This window comes from Asticcacaulis sp. AC460 (assembly GCF_000495795.1).
Lineage (GTDB): Bacteria > Pseudomonadota > Alphaproteobacteria > Caulobacterales > Caulobacteraceae > Asticcacaulis.
Genome location: NZ_AWGD01000032.1, coordinates 185,853 through 203,094 on the forward strand (window position 1 = coordinate 185,853; position 17,242 = coordinate 203,094).

11 protein-coding genes are annotated in these 17,242 nt (G+C 58.8%); 1 reads left to right on the top strand and 10 read right to left on the bottom strand.

The window, feature by feature from the left end; genetic code table 11:
- Positions 1-163: 163 nt before the first annotated feature.
- The 3 genes from ABAC460_RS42245 to ABAC460_RS42255 are packed head-to-tail and all read right to left on the bottom strand — an operon-like array spanning position 164 to position 5,590.
- Positions 164-3,391 (bottom strand): error-prone DNA polymerase, encoded by a 3,228-nt coding sequence (locus ABAC460_RS42245; protein ID WP_023454871.1) that lies wholly within the window; start codon positions 3,389-3,391, stop codon positions 164-166.
- A 2-nt stretch (positions 3,392-3,393) separates the two neighbouring features.
- Positions 3,394-4,917: a DUF6504 family protein gene (locus ABAC460_RS42250; RefSeq protein ID WP_031237259.1), complete on the bottom strand. Its 1,524-nt coding sequence runs from the start codon at positions 4,915-4,917 to the stop codon at positions 3,394-3,396.
- On the bottom strand, positions 4,832-5,590 hold the full coding sequence (locus tag ABAC460_RS42255) for an ImuA family protein (RefSeq protein WP_023454873.1): 759 nt from the start codon (positions 5,588-5,590) through the stop codon (positions 4,832-4,834). Before ABAC460_RS42255 ends, ABAC460_RS42250 begins: the two co-directional genes overlap by 86 nt.
- Positions 5,591-6,116: 526 nt before the next feature.
- Here ABAC460_RS42255 and ABAC460_RS0125035 point away from each other — a divergent pair.
- The gene (locus ABAC460_RS0125035; RefSeq protein ID WP_162150341.1) at positions 6,117-6,404 is read left to right on the top strand and encodes a helix-turn-helix domain-containing protein; all 288 of its coding nucleotides are present in this window, start codon (positions 6,117-6,119) and stop codon (positions 6,402-6,404) included.
- Between the two features lie 213 nt (positions 6,405-6,617).
- Here the strand turns inward: ABAC460_RS0125035 and ABAC460_RS0125040 are convergent, their stop codons facing one another.
- The 7 genes from ABAC460_RS0125040 to hemN all read right to left on the bottom strand — a co-directional run bounded on the left by ABAC460_RS0125040 (position 6,618) and on the right by hemN (position 17,236).
- Complete coding sequence (locus ABAC460_RS0125040; protein WP_023454875.1) at positions 6,618-7,889, bottom strand: DUF1173 family protein; 1,272 nt, start codon at positions 7,887-7,889, stop codon at positions 6,618-6,620.
- Positions 7,890-7,907: 18 nt separating this feature from the next.
- Positions 7,908-8,327, bottom strand: coding sequence for a MucR family transcriptional regulator (locus tag ABAC460_RS42260; RefSeq protein ID WP_023454876.1), 420 nt, complete (start codon positions 8,325-8,327; stop codon positions 7,908-7,910).
- A gap of 72 nt (positions 8,328-8,399) precedes the next feature.
- A complete protein-coding gene (locus tag ABAC460_RS42265) occupies positions 8,400-8,654 on the bottom strand; it encodes a hypothetical protein (RefSeq protein ID WP_023454877.1) in 255 nt (84 codons plus the stop codon).
- Between the two features lie 96 nt (positions 8,655-8,750).
- Positions 8,751-12,191, bottom strand: coding sequence for a MobF family relaxase (mobF, locus tag ABAC460_RS42270; protein ID WP_023454878.1), 3,441 nt, complete (start codon positions 12,189-12,191; stop codon positions 8,751-8,753).
- Positions 12,192-12,194: 3 nt separating this feature from the next.
- Positions 12,195-14,723 carry a type IV secretion system DNA-binding domain-containing protein gene (locus ABAC460_RS42275; protein ID WP_081716639.1) on the bottom strand — a complete coding sequence of 843 codons (2,529 nt, stop codon included), beginning with the start codon at positions 14,721-14,723 and terminating at the stop codon, positions 12,195-12,197.
- 69 nt (positions 14,724-14,792) lie between these two features.
- Positions 14,793-15,218, bottom strand: coding sequence for a hypothetical protein (locus tag ABAC460_RS42280; protein ID WP_023454880.1), 426 nt, complete (start codon positions 15,216-15,218; stop codon positions 14,793-14,795).
- Positions 15,219-15,763: 545 nt separating this feature from the next.
- On the bottom strand, positions 15,764-17,236 hold the full coding sequence (gene hemN, locus ABAC460_RS42285; RefSeq protein WP_235075841.1) for an oxygen-independent coproporphyrinogen III oxidase: 1,473 nt from the start codon (positions 17,234-17,236) through the stop codon (positions 15,764-15,766).
- Between the last annotated feature and the right edge of the window lie 6 nt (positions 17,237-17,242).

Here is a 17,242-nt window from a genome sequence, read left to right on the forward strand (position 1 = left end):
GTTGGTTTAAAGTATTGCTGCCGATGCAATTTTGGTCAAGGGCGGCAGATATAAAAGGGTGCGGGTAAGAACACAGCCTGGCCACTCTTGCCGCTCGGCCAATTCACATCGATTTCCCCTCCCCTTCTTCCTTTCAACTTCTCGACGCCAATTTTCACTGACATCACTTGAAATCCCGGCTCCGGTGTTGAATTTGCGCCTTGCCCTCGCGCATTACCCGTGGATCGACGCCTGGCCCACCGTTTCGGAATTCGTCCCCTGGTTGGTGCGGCACCTGAAGCGGCGTGTCACGGTCGCCGACGCTGGCCAGCATATGCGACAAGTCGACGACGGTGCGGGCAATAAGATGGATAACGTCGCCTTCCTTCTGGGTATAGCCGGTGATCAAGACCAGGCTTGAGCCATAGACGGCGCGCTTGTATTCCAGCCCGACCTTTTCCCAAACCACGATGTTGGCATCGCCGGTCTCATCTTCGATTGTCATGAAGATGACGCCATTGGCCGATCCCGGCCGCTGCCTGACATTGACCATGCCGGCGACCTGGACGTAACGCTTGTCCTTTGAGGCCATCGCCTCATTGCAGGTGATGATGCTGCGCTCTTTCAGGTCCGCTCGCAGGAAGGCGACCGGATGGGCGCCCTTGGTGAAACCGACTTGGTTATAGTCCTCGACCACTTCGGCACCGTCGGTCATTCGCTTGAAATCCATATCCGGCTGATCGATTTCGGACAGGCTCCGGCCGGTTTCGTCGAGCAGGCTGTCGAACAGGGGCAGAGCGTCGTCCCGGAGTGCCCGGATTGAAAACAAAGCCTCGCGCCTCGACACCTTGAAAGCCTGCTCAAACACGTCCGCCCTGGCCAGTTTTCGCAACGTCGCGACCGGGGTCTTGGCTCGGCGCCACAAATCGGGGATCGATTTATATGGCAGGTCGCCACGGCGTAGGATCATCTCGGCTATCTCCTGGCTGCGGATGCCCTTGACCAAGCGATAGCCCAGCCGAACGGCGAACCTGCCCGGGCGCTCGGTTGGCTCCAGGGTGCAGTCCCAACGTGAATTGTTGACGCAGAACCACCTGACTTCGACGCCATGCAGTTTCGCATCGCGAATGAGCTGCGCTGGCGCGTAGAAACCCATGGGCTGACTATTCAGGATCGCGGCCAGGAAGACGTCTGGATGGTGGCACTTCATCCAGGCGCTCGCTTCGGAGATAATGGCGAAGCTGAAAGCATGGCTCTCGGGGAAGCCGTAGCTGCCGAAGCCCTCCAGTTGCTTCACCAGGGTCAGGGCGAATTCTTCAGTGTAGCCGTTGCCCTTCATGCCGTTGATAATGTCCTGCGCAAGGGGACCTATGCCGCCGGTCTTCTTGAACGTCGCCTGCGCCCGGCGGACGAGATCGGCCTGGCCAGCCGTGAAGCCAGCACAGACGATGACCACCCTCATGGCCTGTTCCTGGAAGAGAGGCACGCCCAGCGTCTTGCCCAAAATAGCGGCCAACTCCGGCGTCGGAAACGTCACCTCCTCCAAACCTTCGAGCCGGCGTAGGTACGGATGGACCATGTCGCCCTGGATCGGCCCCGGGCGGACGATCGCCACTTGGATGACCAGGTCGTAAAAAGTGCGCGGCTTGGTCCGCGGCAGCATCGACATCTGGGCACGGGATTCGATCTGGAAGGTGCCGATGGTATCGGCTTTGCGGATCATCGTGTAGGTCTTCGGATCCTCCGGCGGGATGCAGGACATATCGATATGGATGCCCTTGTGCTCTCCCAGCAGATCGAACGCTCGTTTCATGCAGGACATCATGCCCAGCGCCAGACAGTCGACCTTCATGAACTTGACCGCGTCGATATCGTCCTTGTCCCATTCGATGACCTGGCGGTCCTTCATGCGCGCCGGCTCGATCGGCACCAGCTCGTCCAAACGATCGTGGGTCAGGACAAACCCGCCGGGATGCTGGGAAAGCTGGCGCGGGACGTCGAGCAGCAGGAGATGAATCTCGAAGGCGAGTTTCAGGCGCCGGTCCTTGGTATTCAGATTCAGTTCGGCCGCATCCTCTTCGCTGAAGCCGGTCGAGTGCCAGTGCCGGATAGACGTGGCCAGGGTCTTGATCGTGTCTTCCGGAAACCCCAGGACTTTCAAGGTATCGCGAAGCGCCCCGCGCGTGCGGAACCGCGTGACGACAGCCGTCAGGGCCCCGTGGTTGCGGCCGTAGGTGTTGAACACCCATTGCATGACCTCCTCACGCCGTTGGTGCTCGAAATCGACATCAATGTCCGGCGGCTCCTTGCGCTCTTCCGAGATAAAGCGCTCGAACAGCAGGTCGTTGCGATCCGGATCGACTGAGGTGACGCCCAGCACGTAACAGACGCAGGAATTGGCGGCCGAGCCGCGGCCCTGGCAGAGGATATCCTTCGACCGGGCAAACTGGACGATAGCGTTGACCGTCAAAAAGTAGGGCGCGTAGTCGAGCCGCTCGATCAGATCCAGCTCGTGCTTCAGCAGCTTGATGACCTTGTCGGGCACGCCTTCCGGGTAGCGCCACTTGGCTCCTGCCCAGGACAAACGCTTCAACGCCTCGATGGCCGACATTCCGGGCATCAGCTTTTCTTCGGGGTACTGGTATTCCAGTTCCGTCAGACTGAACCGGCAGCGGTCGGCGATCTCGATCGTGCGAGCCATGGCCTGGCGGTATTCGGAAAACAGCCGCCCCATTTCTTCCGGCGATTTCAGGAAACGGTCGGCATACCGGTGGCGAAGATCGCCCATGGTGTCGATGGTGCAGCGGTTGCGGATACAGGTCACAACGTCATGCAGCATGGCGCGCTCATGGATATGGTAGAGCACATCATTGGTGACGACAGTCGGAACCCGGTGCTTGAAGGCGAGATTCGAGAGTTCATGCAGGCGCATGTGGTCGTTCTGCCGATGGCGCAAGGTCAGAGCCATATAGGCGCGGTCGGCGAAGACCTGCTTGAACTTGCGCAGGCGGACGGAGCACAGTTCGTCGGCCTCGTCGGGAATGAAGATGGCGATTAGCCCGTCACAGAAATCTTCGACGTCCGACCACTCCAGATCACAGGCGCCCTTCCCTCCCCGGCTCTTGCCCAGGGAAAGCAAGCGGCAGAGTCGTCCATATCCCGCACGCTCGACCGGATAGACCAGGATCGACATACCGTCTGTAAGATCGAGGCGGCAACCAATGATCAAGCGGACGCCCGTTTCCTTGGCGGCGACATGCGCCCGAACGATGCCGGCCAAAGTGTTGCGGTCGGCAATGGCCAGGGCCTCCATGCCAAGGGCCTTGGCCTGCGCAAACAGATCGTCCGGCGCGCTGCAGCCGCGCAAAAAGGAAAAATAGGAGGCGCATTGCAGTTCGACGTAATCCGGCATGGTCAGTCGAACTTTCCATGCAGATACCAGTTCAACGAGCCGGTGCCTTCATGCTGGCCATCGCCGGCCCTGAACGCCCAGAAGCGCTCACCGTTGTCGACTTCGAGGATGAAATAGTCCCGGACCTTGCCCTTCTCGTTGTCATTGCGCCACCACTCACCGCGCACCCGTTCAGGCCCATCGGAACAAAGCACGCTGTAGCGTTGACCCCGCCAGGTGAAGGCGCGCGGCGGATGATCCGGCAGCGCGGCAAGAGTGAGGATGGGTTCGGGTCTGCGGTAGATCCGCTGTGGTCGGCGATAGCCAGCATTGCGTTTTGAACCGACTTCAGTCGAGGTCGGAGATGCGCGCTTCACGGCGCGCTCGGGAATGTCGGTCGCGACGGACACGGCTCGGTATAGACACTCCCGGCCATAGCGGTTGGTGATCGTGTCCCACAACTCTTCGACATCCGGCCGCGGCGGCGCCGAATATTGAGCGCCGATCTGCTTCGGGACCAGCGGCTCGACGAAGGCGGCCGTGAGAGTCATCTTGTCAATTCCAAACCCTGGATCGACGGTTTCGATCTTGTCGCACAACAGGCGACCGAGCCGTTTGGGGTCGCGGACAGGCTTGGCCGTCGCCACGAAGATCGTCTCGATGCGGTTGTCGACGCGGGTGTAATGCAGATCCAGGCGCCGACTGCCGAGACCGGCCTCTTCCATCCGGTCACAGATCGCATCGGTCAATCGGCGGGTATATTTCTCAAGCGTCTCCGGCGCCCCGATGGGTTCGGCGAAAATTCGCTGCACCGAAATCAATGCCGGCGACTCCACTGGCTCGATCGGCTCCGCTAGTCGGCCAAAGGCCTGGTCGACGCGACGGAACAGCTTGGGCCCGAAACTCTGGGTGAGCGGCGCGCGTGGCTTGGCTGCCAATTCGCCGATCGTGTCCAGGCCCAGGAGCAGCAGGTCCGGCGTCATCTCTGCCGGCAACCTCAGGGCCGCGATCGGCAGCTTCAGAAGCGCGTCCGCTTGTCCGCCGGGTTCCACGATCCGCGTCGTCTGGCAACTGAAACGCGCCAGAGCATGGGCCGCCCCCCACGTGTCCGCAAGGGCCGCATACGCCGTAATGCCGAGGTCAGCCAGCCGCGCGATGACATCGGAGATCAAGCCCGCTTCGCCGCCGTGCAGGTGGGCGGCGCCTTGGATATCGAGAACCAAGCCATCGGGCGGATCGGTCGCAACGATCGGAGAATAGAGTCGTAAAGCCCAGATGGCGAGCTTCTCCAGCGCGACCGCGTCGCCGGAAGGGTCGGCATCCATGATGACCAGGTCAGCGAACAGGGATTCTGCCTTGGCGACCGGCATGCCAACATAGATGCCGTTGGCCCGGGCGAATTCATCAATGGCCGTTATGACGCGACGCCGGCCGTCCGAGCCTTTGAGGGCGAACGGGATATCAGCTGGCGGCGCGGTGTCGCCAAGCTTCCGTCGCAGCCGATCTGTCGGCCAAGTCGGAAGATAAAGCGATAAAACCCTGGGCATCGCACGCTTCCACTTCAAAGTCCGCACTCTCACCACCCCGACAGCGCATCAATTCGAGTTGCCACCTGGCGCGACCCACGCCGCGGACCGGCAAGGGCGCTGAATTCAATTCTGTCACCCGCCAGCGCGTAAACGCCGCGGTTGGATTGCCGAAATCACGCGCATCGACATGCCGGCGCCATCGGCGCACGGCCAGGCCCATTGTGCCGGAGGTTTCGGCGGCCAGTTGCAGGCGATGCGACGATACGCGGCTCAAGCCCGCCAACTCCGCGACGACGGCCGAGAGGCCGCCGTGCCGCAGTGCTTCTTCAAAACAGCCGAGTATAGACGCCTCGTCCTTGGCTTCGAAAAAGACAACCTGCTCCTCGGCCAGTCCGGATTGCGCCAGCGCCGGCGCGAACAGGTCGGCCTGCGTGTAGCACCACAGGACCTTTCCGCCGGTGCGCGCCGCGATCCCGGCGGCGAAGGACGCCGCTGCCGCGCCGTCTACCGCTCCATTGGCGCCACCGGCGACCTCGTGAAGGGCCCCGAGCGCAAGCCCGCCCTTGGGTAAGCGCCGGTCAATCCCAGGAACGCCGAATGGGAGGACAGTCTTGGTCCTGGCCGCGATACCGCCAATGCCTTCGATGCGTTGCCTGAGGTCGGAAATGACGGCGGCGTCAGCGGGGGGCATGGCATAAATTGTCCTTTCTGGAGTGGTTTATGGGCGTAAAATCGCCTGCGTTTACGAAATATGTTCTTTATTTGTTCTCATTTAAAACGAGAGTCAAGCTGGCCGCTGAGCGTCTCCTTAAGTCACGCGGTATTGTCTTGAGGCTTGAGACAGAAGTTAGGCCCATCAAAACAAGGGCTTATATTCCCAGATTTCATTGTCAAAAAAATAGTGGGCGAACCCTCGTTGAGAGCGGTTGGCTTGGAATGGTGATGCAATAGCGAAACGATTGCGCTATGTGTTTCCCCGGTGCCGTACGCGCGGCACTGGGGTCGTAGAAAGCCCCGGGTTTATTGGTTGATGCCGACCATTTCGGCACGAACCTCCTTTGACCTTATGGTCGGGGAGCCTGTGGCGTATGCAACAGGCCCCGGCTAAAGGCCACAGGGACCGAGTAAACCCGGTTTTCTAACTCCCCGATCTCCAAAGATCAGAGGAGGGCTTTACGCGGGGGCGAACCGCGACAAAGCCCCCTATGAGCCTCGTCATGATTGAGACGCCGGGAGCGACCCTCCAGAAATGTCCTGAACCGGCCGAAACGTCGACCGTTGACGCTTATATTGGCGCCCGGATTCGTGGACGCCGGGTGATGCTGAAACTTTCAGAAGACGCCCTGGCTCGCAGGCTCCTTATGCCGGTGGCGGTTATTCATGCTTTCGAGGAAGGGATGGTGCGCATCAGGGCAAGCACACTCCATGACATCGGCGGAATATTGAAAGTGCCTATGCGCTTCTTTTTCGACGGCTACATGGCGTCGGCCGACAATGATGTTTAAGGCTTACGTCTAGACCCCGAATTCCAAAAAAAAGGCCCAGCTACACAGCTAGGCCAAGTTTACAGGGAGGAAACGCCCAGGAAGGGCATCGACGTAAGAACGTCGAACAAGTCTAATTTATGCTGCAACGCAGCAATTGCAAGTGTCAATTATCCTGAAGCGATCACAAAGGGCCAGGGTATTGGACCAACTGGTAATAGTCCGTGACCACGACTATGCCTTGGCCATATCCCGCTCAAACCTGGCCGACGGAATTGCGTCAATAACTAACGTCGGAATGGGATCGTCCGACACATGCCACTCGACACTTAAGGATCGACCAGCGTCCTGCAATTCCCGACGCGCTTCAATTAAAACGTCACTGTCGTCGGGCTTGACGATATAGAGCGCAGTCGGCTGCCCGGGCGTGTCGGTATATAACATCGCGGCCAGCGCCCGGCCGGCGCCCATATTGTATTTCAGGGGTTTGATGAACTGCCGGCCGGTCGTGACGGAATAGTCAACGACCACGGCCTCCTGTTGATCCGCGACGGGTATCCAGTCGCCCGTCGTCGCCATCAACGTCATTTCCTCGATATTGACGATCCCGCTGGGCTTCACCGAAATCGTCCCGAGCGCCACCAAATGACACTGGCCATCCGCGCGTTCGAACATTTCCAATTCGGTGGCAAAGCGCTTGCGCAAAAGCTTGTAGAGGTCGGCCGTCAGATAGAAATTATCGTCGGGCACATTCTTGGCGACGAGCTTGTAGCCATAGGGCGACGGCGATATCTCCTTGACCTCGAAAAGGAACATGAGGAGTTCACGCGCGGCCTTTTGGCTTGCGACGGACTGAAAGAACCCTCGCCGGCGCAACCTGATCTGATCTTTAGCCTCGGGCTTGAAAGGTTCGGGGATGTAGAGCCGCTTTTGAAGCCGCAGCCCCTTTGTCGTCATCCGCGCAGCGGCATCGAGTAGACGGCTCTGAACGACCCACCAGTTGCGCTTGTTTTTCATGCCCGGTTTCCAGTGCGTCAATTCGGCCTGGTCCCAGAGGTAATGCAACACGGCCCGTAAGCTCACCTTGCTCGTCGAGCCGGCGGCGCTCTCATTGAGGTCGCTTTCCTGGCCTTGGGCTTCCACCGAATCCGCGGTAATGGCGGTCCGCGGCTGCTTTTTCAGGGGGAAGCCCAGCTTCAACTCGATGTCGCCGGTGAGCATGTCCTCACGGATCGCCGAACCCATCAGCTTGCCCAGGCCCGACGCCTCCGGCGGCGCTTCATACCGATCGCAAACAACAGCGTGCTCGTGACCACTTCCGGGCCAGCGTTTCAGCAGGTAACGCTCGCCGAATTTGGCGATGTACATCCGGACATGGATGTCGGTGCAGAGACATAAGGGCGGCTTGCCTTTGAAGCCGGCATAGTGCCGAGCCATTTGCGCCTGAAGAGTCGCGTCATCGACGTTCTCAGCCAGCTGCCCGTCACACAACATAATTCCCCGCATGGTCCCCCCTCTTCCGTCTTAGGCTTTGCGTTTGGCCCGGGTCTGACGACCTTTCACACCCAATTGCATGCTCTTCGCCATGGCCGAGCGCGCGGCGGAATAGGCCGGCGCCACCATTGGGTAATCCTTGGGCAATCCCCACTTCGCACGGTAGGCGTCGGGTGTAAGGCCGTACTTGCTCTGCAAGTGGCGCTTCAGGGATTTGAACTGACGGCCGTCTTCCAGGCAAATCAAGTAATTCGGGGTGATGCTTTTCTTGACGGAAACGGACGGCGCCTTCACCTCGGCGACAGGTGCGTCTGGCACGCTGGTCTGATTGAGCGATGCGTGGACGCTTTTGATCAGACCGGGCAGGTCTGCGCCTGGCACGGGATTTTTCGATACGTAAGCAGAGATGATATCTGCGGTATGCTCAAGGAGCTTCTGATTGTTTTCCATAGGGGCCTTTGCTTTTCAGCGGGTTAGGGGACTGACCATCAAACCCGTGAGACCGGCGAGGCGCCAAGTCAATCACAAATAGACGGCCAGGGTGGTTGCCAGAAAGATCGCGCCGATCATGGCTGGAATCTTGCGGGCGTAGTTCAGCTCTTGCTTTACGACGAGCCTCAGAAAGCTGCGGACTGGCTTTTGCTTCCATTCGAAGCCGTTCTGAGCGCAGGTCTCACGAAATGACAGGTATTGCGCCCCGCCGATCATCAGGATCGTGCCGGCGAACAGGCATATAGTTTTGATGATTCCAACCTGATCGACGATATAGTTGAGCATTGGGGCCTCCGAAAAGATACATCATGCTACCGCGTGATGATTTAAGTCCGGTTTCCAACATCTAAAACATACGTTAATTCAGGGCTTTAATCAGGATTACATGCTGCGCTCCGGTTGCGGCCGTTCCATGGCCTTTTGCTTGTCGCCCATGTCCATCGCTCCGTCTGTCTTGTACCGTGCCGCGTCGCCAGGTTGCTCTTTCGATCCCTTCGCCACATTGGCAAGATCGGATTTGGCGCCCACTAGGTCCGGTGGCTTGATAAGGCTTTCAGCGGATACAAGGTCCTTTTCGATCGGGTCTTTCTTCTTGTCCTCTTCGCCAAAGCCCTTGGGCATCCTGATCACATCATCCAGCCTCAGATTGTTGAGGCCGACGAGGTTGATGCCATCGTGTTCGGTGACCTTGCGCATGAGGTCGCGAAAGCTGTCCGTTACCAGGCTCAGGTTTTCCTTGGCGCGAGACGACATAATGTAGGCGCGGGCATGGTTGACGAAATCGCCCTGGCCGGCCGCCTTCAGCACGGCGATCACGCTATCGAACGACTTGCCCTGGGCTTTATCCGCCGTGACGGCGTAGGCATAGGTCATGAATTCAAGCTGCGGATCGGACCGCGGCAGGCTCAGGCTCCGGTCGCTGCCGTCTCTCGCCTGGACCTGGACAGCCTTGTCATCGAAGCCGGTGATCCGGTATTCGTCATTGGTCTTGATGCCTCGCATCTTGTCCGTCTTGTTGAATAGAACCAGCTCGCCGACGGCAAATTCAGTGGTCGTGCGCTGATAGACGCCGAACGGCACATCGGACCGGCCGCCGAGATTGCGTTTGATGTCCATCTTTACCGCCTTGCCCTCCCGGTCTGTCCCTTCAAGCACATTGCGCTTATGATTGAGCGCCGAGATGGTCAGCGTGTCGCCAGCCTTGAATTTTCCGACCTTGGCAAAAAAGTACAGCGTCTGGCCCGACTGGTAGAGCCGCGAGGTCATCTTGTCGTGGTTCGACATGCCGGCGTCGCGATAGGTCGCCTGGCTGAAGCCGTCTTCGGAAAGGGAGCCCTCGCGGACACGTTCACCCCGGATGCGACTGTTCATCAGGCCGCGCATCTTATTGGTGTCGACGACGACCTTTCCAGTTCCGCCCGTGTCTTTCCAAAGCTCGAATGCCTTGTCGGCGATGACTTCGTCGCTGGCGCCCCTGCCCTGTTCATGGATGAAGGGCTTCAGGCGCTTCATGCCCTCGGCCGACTTTCCTTCGGCGAAGGCGACGACAGCTTCCTTCAGGGTCGGGTTGGCGTTCTGGCGCATGATGGTCGACAAATCGGCCTTGGCCATCTGCTCATTGTGCTCCATCCCCATCTTGAAGGGCGCGCCGGCCTGGAGCGAAGCGATCTGGCGGATGTCGCCCGACAGGATGACCTTGTCGATCTTGAGATCGGTCTGCATCTCAAAGACCTTCTCCAGTTGCCGGTTTCCCATCATCGACGCCTCATCGACAACAAGGGTCGCGCCCTTGAACTCTTTGCGCATTTTGGTCAGGGCTTCAGGTGCGCTGGTCTTGCCAAAATCATAGCGTGACAGGATCGACGAAAGCGTATCGGCCTGGATGTTCTTATCGGATAGCTCCTTGACGGCCGCGTGGGTCGGCGCTGCGCCCTTCAGACCGCCCGCGATCTGGCGAAAATCATCAAGCTGCTGCTGGCTCGCCAGGGCGACCTTCACCGGCGCCGTCTTCGGAGCAAGATCGGCGCGCGCGTCAGCCAGCGCCGTCAAAGCCGAATAGACGCTTTCCAGGGTTTCATAGGCCGTTGTCTTTCCGGTTCCGGCAAAACCTTGGATGGCCACGACGCCATCGCGGCTCGTTAGAGCGACAAATACCGCCCTGTACTGGTCATCTGTCAAAGCGACGTCAATACCGCGCCGGCTCAACGCCTCGGTGGAAAGACTCTCTGATACGGCCTCGGGTTCAAAACCCTTGGCCTTGCCGAACCGTTCCTGGATATGGGCATTGATGCCTTTTTCGCGGTCGGTATTGTCCTGCGTCGTCAGGCCGGCCAGGACCTTCCTGTCAGCCTGCTGGAATTCCTGCCGGTCGAAAAAGCCTGTCTCGATATAGTCGCTGGCACGAAGGCGATTGCCATTGGCGACGATGGCGCGGAAGAGCATGTCGTGCTGGGTTGCGACCGTAGAGGTGTGAAACGCGGCCTCCCGGCCATAGGCCAGAGCCTCTTCTGGCCGTTGGAAGGCGCCCTTCCCGCCGTGAAACAAGTCCTTCAAGCTCTCGATGGCATTGAGGAACGGCGATGGCTTGGTAAATGACAGATCCAGGCCGGCCTCTGCGTCCCTGGCCGCATGGCTGATCGCCCCGACCTCCAGGCCAATCGACTGGTTCGCCGCCGCCCATTTCTCCTGCAACTCTTCGCGGGTAAGCTGGACCTTCCCAGGCCGGTCAAGCAGGACAGCGGCCTCTTTCTCGGCTTGGGTGAGTTGTCGGCCCTTGTCTTCCTCCATCGCCGTCATATTGGCCTTGATCTGTGTGTTGCGGCTGGAGTGCAGCGCCAAGGCGGCAGCCGGCACGGCAGCGATTTCGAACGTATTTAAGGTGTCGCCGTCACGGACATCATGTCCGATCTCCTGGGTCAGGTTACGCAATTCGGCCTGATAGACGGCGCCGGCCAGCTTCATGTGCTTGAAGATGTGTTCGCTCTCCAGCGCCCGCCAGGTTCCATCTTCGTCCTTGGTGGCGTTTAGGACGATGACATGGTCGTGGAGGTTAGGATCACCGGCGCGCGAAAGCGTATGGGTCGTGCGCGCCATCAGCAGGTTGCCGCTGATTTCCTCCCGGCGTTCGCCATCGCCGTCCCTGACCCGATAAACCGAGAAGTGCTGCTCGATATAGCCGAGTGCGGCATCGACCGCCAGGCGATGAGCCTCCTGCAGGCGGGTATCTCCCTCTGCGTCCAAAGCCACGATGGACACGGATTTTGGCGCACTGAAGGTCAGGTCCCAGCCGGCGGCGTGCTTTTCATGATGGTCCTCCGCCGCCTTGATCCGTTCTTCCGCCGACATCGATGCCCACGCGCTTTTCGGTTCGGCGCCACTGGCTTTGTCTTCTTCGGGCACCGCCGGCGGAACATCGACTTCTGGTGCTGCGGTGTAGTCGACCATGGGGTCGGCTTGCGGCTGTTCCTGTGCACCGGCCGTTTCCGCCATTTCCTTTTCAGCTGCCTCGCGCAACGCGACTTCCAGCTTGCTGATGGCCTCGCCTTCAGGATCGGGATTCAACCCATAAAGCACCGCACGGAAATCGGCCTCGTCAACCGGACCTTCCAGACCAAGCTCTTTTGCTCCCTCCCCGTCCCAGGAAAGCGGCGTGCCCAGTTCGTCCTCAGACACAGCATAGTACGAGACAACACCGTCGCTCGTCTCGATCTCGGTAACAGCGCCGCCATCGCGCATGTCGAGGCTGCCGCTGCGCGCATAGTCTTCCTTCGTGTAGTAGCCCGCGGCTCCGCCGGGAGAGCCAATCCGTGACACGCTCAACATGACTTACATGCCACTGAACAGGTCGGGCCCGTTGACCATGTCGTTCAACGAGTCGAGAATTGCCCGGTTGTCGGCTTGCGGTAATACGGCTGTCCTGCCTGCCTTCTTCCCGGCGGCATCTTCGACAGTCAGCCCGGTGACGCTACCTTCCTCGACCAGCGCCTGGTGCGGCGCCGACCGCACAGCTTCGGATTCGACAGGCGCGAGATCGGCGACGTCATCACGTGTCGCCTCCTTGTCGAGATCCTGCTGTCCCGTCACTTCGACACCTGGAAGCCCCTTCGCCTCTGGAGGTGTCATCAGACCGCCCAGAGTTTCATCCTTCGCAGACAACTGCTGGAGATAGTGAATCTCGATCGGGTTCTGCCTATTGTGCGGAACAAAGGACGGCGCCCGGTGCGGCCGTTTGACGAACGGATAGGTCACCAGGGATACCGGGAAGGCTGAGCCCTGTTGTCCCGGAGAGAACATGATGTAGCCGGTGCGTGTCGGCAGGCGCTGGATCTGTTCAGGCATGGCGATGGGCTCGACCGTATCCTTCGGCGCCAGGCCAACGCCATCGCGGATATTGTTGGCGCCGTAAGAGGTCGTCTCCTCTATGCGACGCACTTCGCGCTTGCCGATGAGATCGGACATGAACTCGCCGGTGCGCGGATCGTTACAGGCGAGGATCAGCTTGTTACGCAACTGGCCGACGATCGAGCGCGCCTTTGGCTCGCCATAAATCTCTTCGATCTGGCTGACCTGCTGCATACCGACGACCATGCAGCCGCCGAACTTACGCAAGCGCGCCGGCGAGTCCGCCAGGCTGTCCATTTTGCCAAGGGAGGTGAACTCGTCGAGGATGATCCATGTTGTCTTCTTCGACTGCTCCGGGTCACGTGACAGGAGCGCGGTGATCGTCAGTGACGAGAGATGCGCCAGGATCGGTTTGATGGTCGCGGCCAGGTCCTCCGGAGCGCTCAGGAACAGGAAGCCTCTTTGATTGGGATCGTTGATCCAGTTGCGGATCGAGAAGTTCTCCTTGGTACCGAGGAGATGGCTGAGACGTTCCGCACCCGTGATCAGGACGGAACGTAGACTATCCGACCTCGGGCCCGCTTTTTCACCCAGGGTGTTGGCGGCCGGTGTGTTCTTCAGGTGCTCGTAGAGTTTGTCGTGCGGGCCAACCAGGAGCGCCAGCAGTTCGCTGATCGTCGGGTTGCGACCGGCACGGCTGCGCATCTTGGTGCCGAGCAGCCAGCCGGTGTAGGAATAGATGGTCCGTGTCGCCAGGGTCCAATAGGGATCACCCGTCTTCGGGTCTGGAAAGAGATCGGCGGCGCTCGACTGCCAATGCGTCAGGTCATGCAGGTCCATGTACGGCGACCAGTCGACGGAGCGCATATCGAAGGGGTTGAAGATGAGATCGACGCCCTCGCGGTAATGCGCTCGGATGAATTCACCTTCAGGATCGTAGATGACACCGGAGTCGCCGCAACGTTTGATGTTGTCGATCGTGTCATGGATCGCCACCGACTTGCCGGAGCCGGTGCCGCCAACAACCAGAGTGTGCTCGAACTCAGCCTTATAGGGGTAAGGCACCTTGCCAATCGTCGGCCGACGGAAATCGCTGGGACGAACATAAAAGGGTAGCCCGCGATCAGCCGCCTCGTGCGCGATACAATTCAGGATATCGCGCTGATGCTTGTCCAGCCGGCCTTCCGCCCAGCGCCGATCCTTGAGGATCGCGTGTGGCAGGTCTGAGTTGGCGCGGACCTCGTCGAGCAGGCGATTGTAATGATCGCCATCGGTCAAAAGCGCTTGAACCTCGCCTTCGGTGTTGGATGATTTCCCAGAGACACGTCCGAACATGGAGATGACATCGTCACGCGCATCCGCAAATCCCTGGGCGACGTCGCGCACTTTCATATAGGCTCGATGCAGAAGGTCGTTCTTGATGCTCGCCGTCGGCAGCGACAAAGCCCGCAGCGTGTCTTGGTTGATGTCGCGGGCCTTGGAGAGGTTGTAGCTGCCAATGAGTTCGAGCAGTGTCCGCAAGGGAACGATCTGCTGGCCACGGATGTCGTGGCTCTCAAGCTTGTCTATCCCCGACCTGATGAACGCATAGGAGACCAGGGTAAGGGTGGCGATGCTGCCGACCAGCCAAAGCCAGAAGCCCTGCCACATGTAGCCGAAGTAGCGGTCGACCGCCGCGTTCACGAATGGCAGCGCGTCGTACATCTTGGCGGCAACGACGTGGCTGACGCCAGCCGGGTCAGGGACATTCAACTTGTCAGGCAAGGGTGCGCCGATGTGCGTGTAGAGCCACGCTACGACGTGCAGGCCGGCATACACCTGGTCTTCATTAGGAGCTGCATGGTCGGCGATCGCCCAGCAGACAACGGCCCATAACAGCAGTAGCCATCGCAGCTTCCGCCAAAGCTCCACGATCATGTCAGCGGTGTGTGCGATGGTTTGTCCGCCCCGAAGCCACGCGCTGCCAGCGCTGTTTTCGGGACGTTTCTTCTGCGCAGTGAGAGATGCGTCCATTGAGGTGTCGTCCGGATTTTAGGAGGTGTGAGGGGCTAACACCATACCACAAATCAGGACGTCACGCACCTACTCAGGCCTTATATTCCAACGGTTCTCGGCGTACCGCTCGAACAACTCGAATAGCTCTGTGACGAATTCGGAATCGTCCGCGCTTTTGCTCTCAAGGAGGCCGCGGGGTATCTCCGGATTGGCCCCGAATGCACGGCTGGCCTGATCCTGAATTGACCGCAAAACCTCCTTTCGCACGTCTACGGGAAGAAGCCGGGCGGCGATCACATTGAGCCACGCCGCGCTGATAAAGCTCTGCTTGGCGGCCATCTGTTGGTGATACCGAGATGTGTCATCCAGTTCGCGCTCCAGGATGCTAACGACCAGATGGTTGATTGGCACTTCTTCGCGCGCCGCCCTGCGCTTCAATGCGTCCAGCGTGGCACCATCGAGACGTAGCTGGAATCGTTCATTGCGATTCAGGCCTGATGGCTTTCCTGCCATTATCTTCCCTTTCAATCCTCGCAGGCGTCATTGATGACGCCTGCTATGAAAGGTTTAAGGCATTGATTCCACTGCGTAAAGAGAATTTTCGTGAAGCAGTCCATTTTTATAGGCGTCATGAATGACGCCTAATACGTGTTGTTTTTTCGCTTAACTTTCAAAGACTTAGACAACCGCCGGGTGGGCGTAAGGTGTGTAATAAAAACAGACCTATTCGCGTACATTACCTGTTACGCTCGGTCATTGTTTAAGGCTGGAAATACAACGCTTTGCGCCAGCCGCCAGGCACCTGATCTTGTCCGTTGATGGCCCGATCCGGCATTCCATGTCAACAAATTCTTGTTCTGTTCCGCTCACGTGACAGAATAGCCACTTAGAAGGGGTGAATTCGATTCCGGGCAAAATGCCAAAATTGCGCCCCTCTGACGCAAATTTTAAGGGCCAAATAAAATCGGGAAATCAGATTTTGGCCGGCATCAAGAATGGGTAAGGACCATGAGCAAGTCATTTATCCGTCGACTGGATTTTGCATTGACGAACTCTGCTCAGGCGACCTTGGAATAACGATGATCATCCGTCGTGTCGGCGGCATGCGGATCGAAGACGCTGGCGACGGACCTGACGAGCATCCTCAAGGGCGAATGAAACACGACCTTGCGATTCCGGACCGTCACTACGCCAGCGGAACTAAACTCGCCCAGTTGCGCCAACTCTCCATCGAGATAGCCGAACGGCAATTCATGATCGATAAGGATATTACCGATATCGATCTCGAAATAGCACATCAGCTCCGCTATGATCGCCTTGCGCAACTGGTCTTCGCCGCTGAAAAGCCACCCCCGGTTCGTTGCGAACTTTGCTTTGTTGATCGTGTTCTGGTACGTCGTACTCTGCGGAATGTTCTGGAATATGCCGCCGTCCAGTTCACTGATCGCGGAGGCGCCGAACGCGAGCAGACGGTCATTCGGCTGGTCCGTATACCCCATGAAATTGCGCCGCAAGGTATGATTGTCGAGCGCCTTGGACAGGCCGTCGTCTGGGAAGGCGAAATGATCGATGCCGATGGCTCTATAGCCTTGCTCCTGAAGAGTTTGGTCGAATAGCATGAAGAATTCGGCCTTATCCTGGGTCGTCGGCAGTGTGTCGCGGTCGATCAGCGTCTGATGTTTCTTCATCCAGGGCACGTGCGCATAGGAAAAGGCGCTGATGCGAGTGGGTTCAAGACGCCGAACCTCAGCCAAGGTGACCGCCAGACTCTCCAACGTCTGAAGTGGCAATCCGTAGATGAGATCCATTCCGATGGATTTTAGGCCATACGACCTGAGCAAATCGACACTCTCCTTGATGAGCTCGATCGGCTGAACGCGATTTATTGCCCGTTGAACAGCAGGATTAGTATCCTGAACCCCGAGGCTGACGCGGTTAAACCCCATTGCCACATAGGATTGAACTTTGGGCAACGTGATCCGCCGCGGGTCGAGTTCGATCGAAATTTCCGCGCCTGACCCGATCGAAAAATTCGACATTAGGGCGTTGAAGACCTCGGCCATGTCCTCAGGCGACAGAATCCCCGGGGAACCGCCGCCAAAATGGATCGAATGTACCTTAGGTCGAAAAGCCAGAAGCCCTCCTACCATGTGAATTTCCCGGACCAGGCTTTCAACGTAGGCGGAGACCGGCGAATATCGCTTCGTGATGTGGGTATTGCATCCGCAGAAATAACACATCTGCTCGCAAAACGGCACGTGTAGGTAAAGACCGAGACTTTGGTGCGGCTGTAGCGATTGAAGCGCGGTTTCATAGGCCGCCGCCGGCATGGCGCCGAAATGGTGAGCGGACGGATAGCTAGTATACCGCGGCGCCTCCTTACCGAGGAAGCGCTGCACATCTTGTTCTTGCCACGACCTTTGCATTGAGTCCCGTCCCGCGCGGAGCGCGTCAAATCGCCGACGCAAGCACAGCACGTCCCGGCGCCCGGAAAAATCAAGAATATCAATCAACCGACCCAAAACATTCATGCAAGA

Coding starts and splice junctions, on each gene's coding strand:
- ABAC460_RS42245 (WP_023454871.1), bottom strand. CDS start 3,391: ATGCCGGATTACGTCGAACTGCAATGCGCCTCCTATTTTTCCTTTTTG.
- ABAC460_RS42250 (WP_031237259.1), bottom strand. CDS start 4,917: ATGCCCAGGGTTTTATCGCTTTATCTTCCGACTTGGCCGACAGATCGG.
- ABAC460_RS42255 (WP_023454873.1), bottom strand. CDS start 5,590: ATGCCCCCCGCTGACGCCGCCGTCATTTCCGACCTCAGGCAACGCATC.
- ABAC460_RS0125035 (WP_162150341.1), top strand. CDS start 6,117: ATGATTGAGACGCCGGGAGCGACCCTCCAGAAATGTCCTGAACCGGCC.
- ABAC460_RS0125040 (WP_023454875.1), bottom strand. CDS start 7,889: ATGCGGGGAATTATGTTGTGTGACGGGCAGCTGGCTGAGAACGTCGAT.
- ABAC460_RS42260 (WP_023454876.1), bottom strand. CDS start 8,327: ATGGAAAACAATCAGAAGCTCCTTGAGCATACCGCAGATATCATCTCT.
- ABAC460_RS42265 (WP_023454877.1), bottom strand. CDS start 8,654: ATGCTCAACTATATCGTCGATCAGGTTGGAATCATCAAAACTATATGC.
- mobF (WP_023454878.1), bottom strand. CDS start 12,191: ATGTTGAGCGTGTCACGGATTGGCTCTCCCGGCGGAGCCGCGGGCTAC.
- ABAC460_RS42275 (WP_081716639.1), bottom strand. CDS start 14,723: ATGGACGCATCTCTCACTGCGCAGAAGAAACGTCCCGAAAACAGCGCT.
- ABAC460_RS42280 (WP_023454880.1), bottom strand. CDS start 15,218: ATGGCAGGAAAGCCATCAGGCCTGAATCGCAATGAACGATTCCAGCTA.
- hemN (WP_235075841.1), bottom strand. CDS start 17,236: ATGAATGTTTTGGGTCGGTTGATTGATATTCTTGATTTTTCCGGGCGC.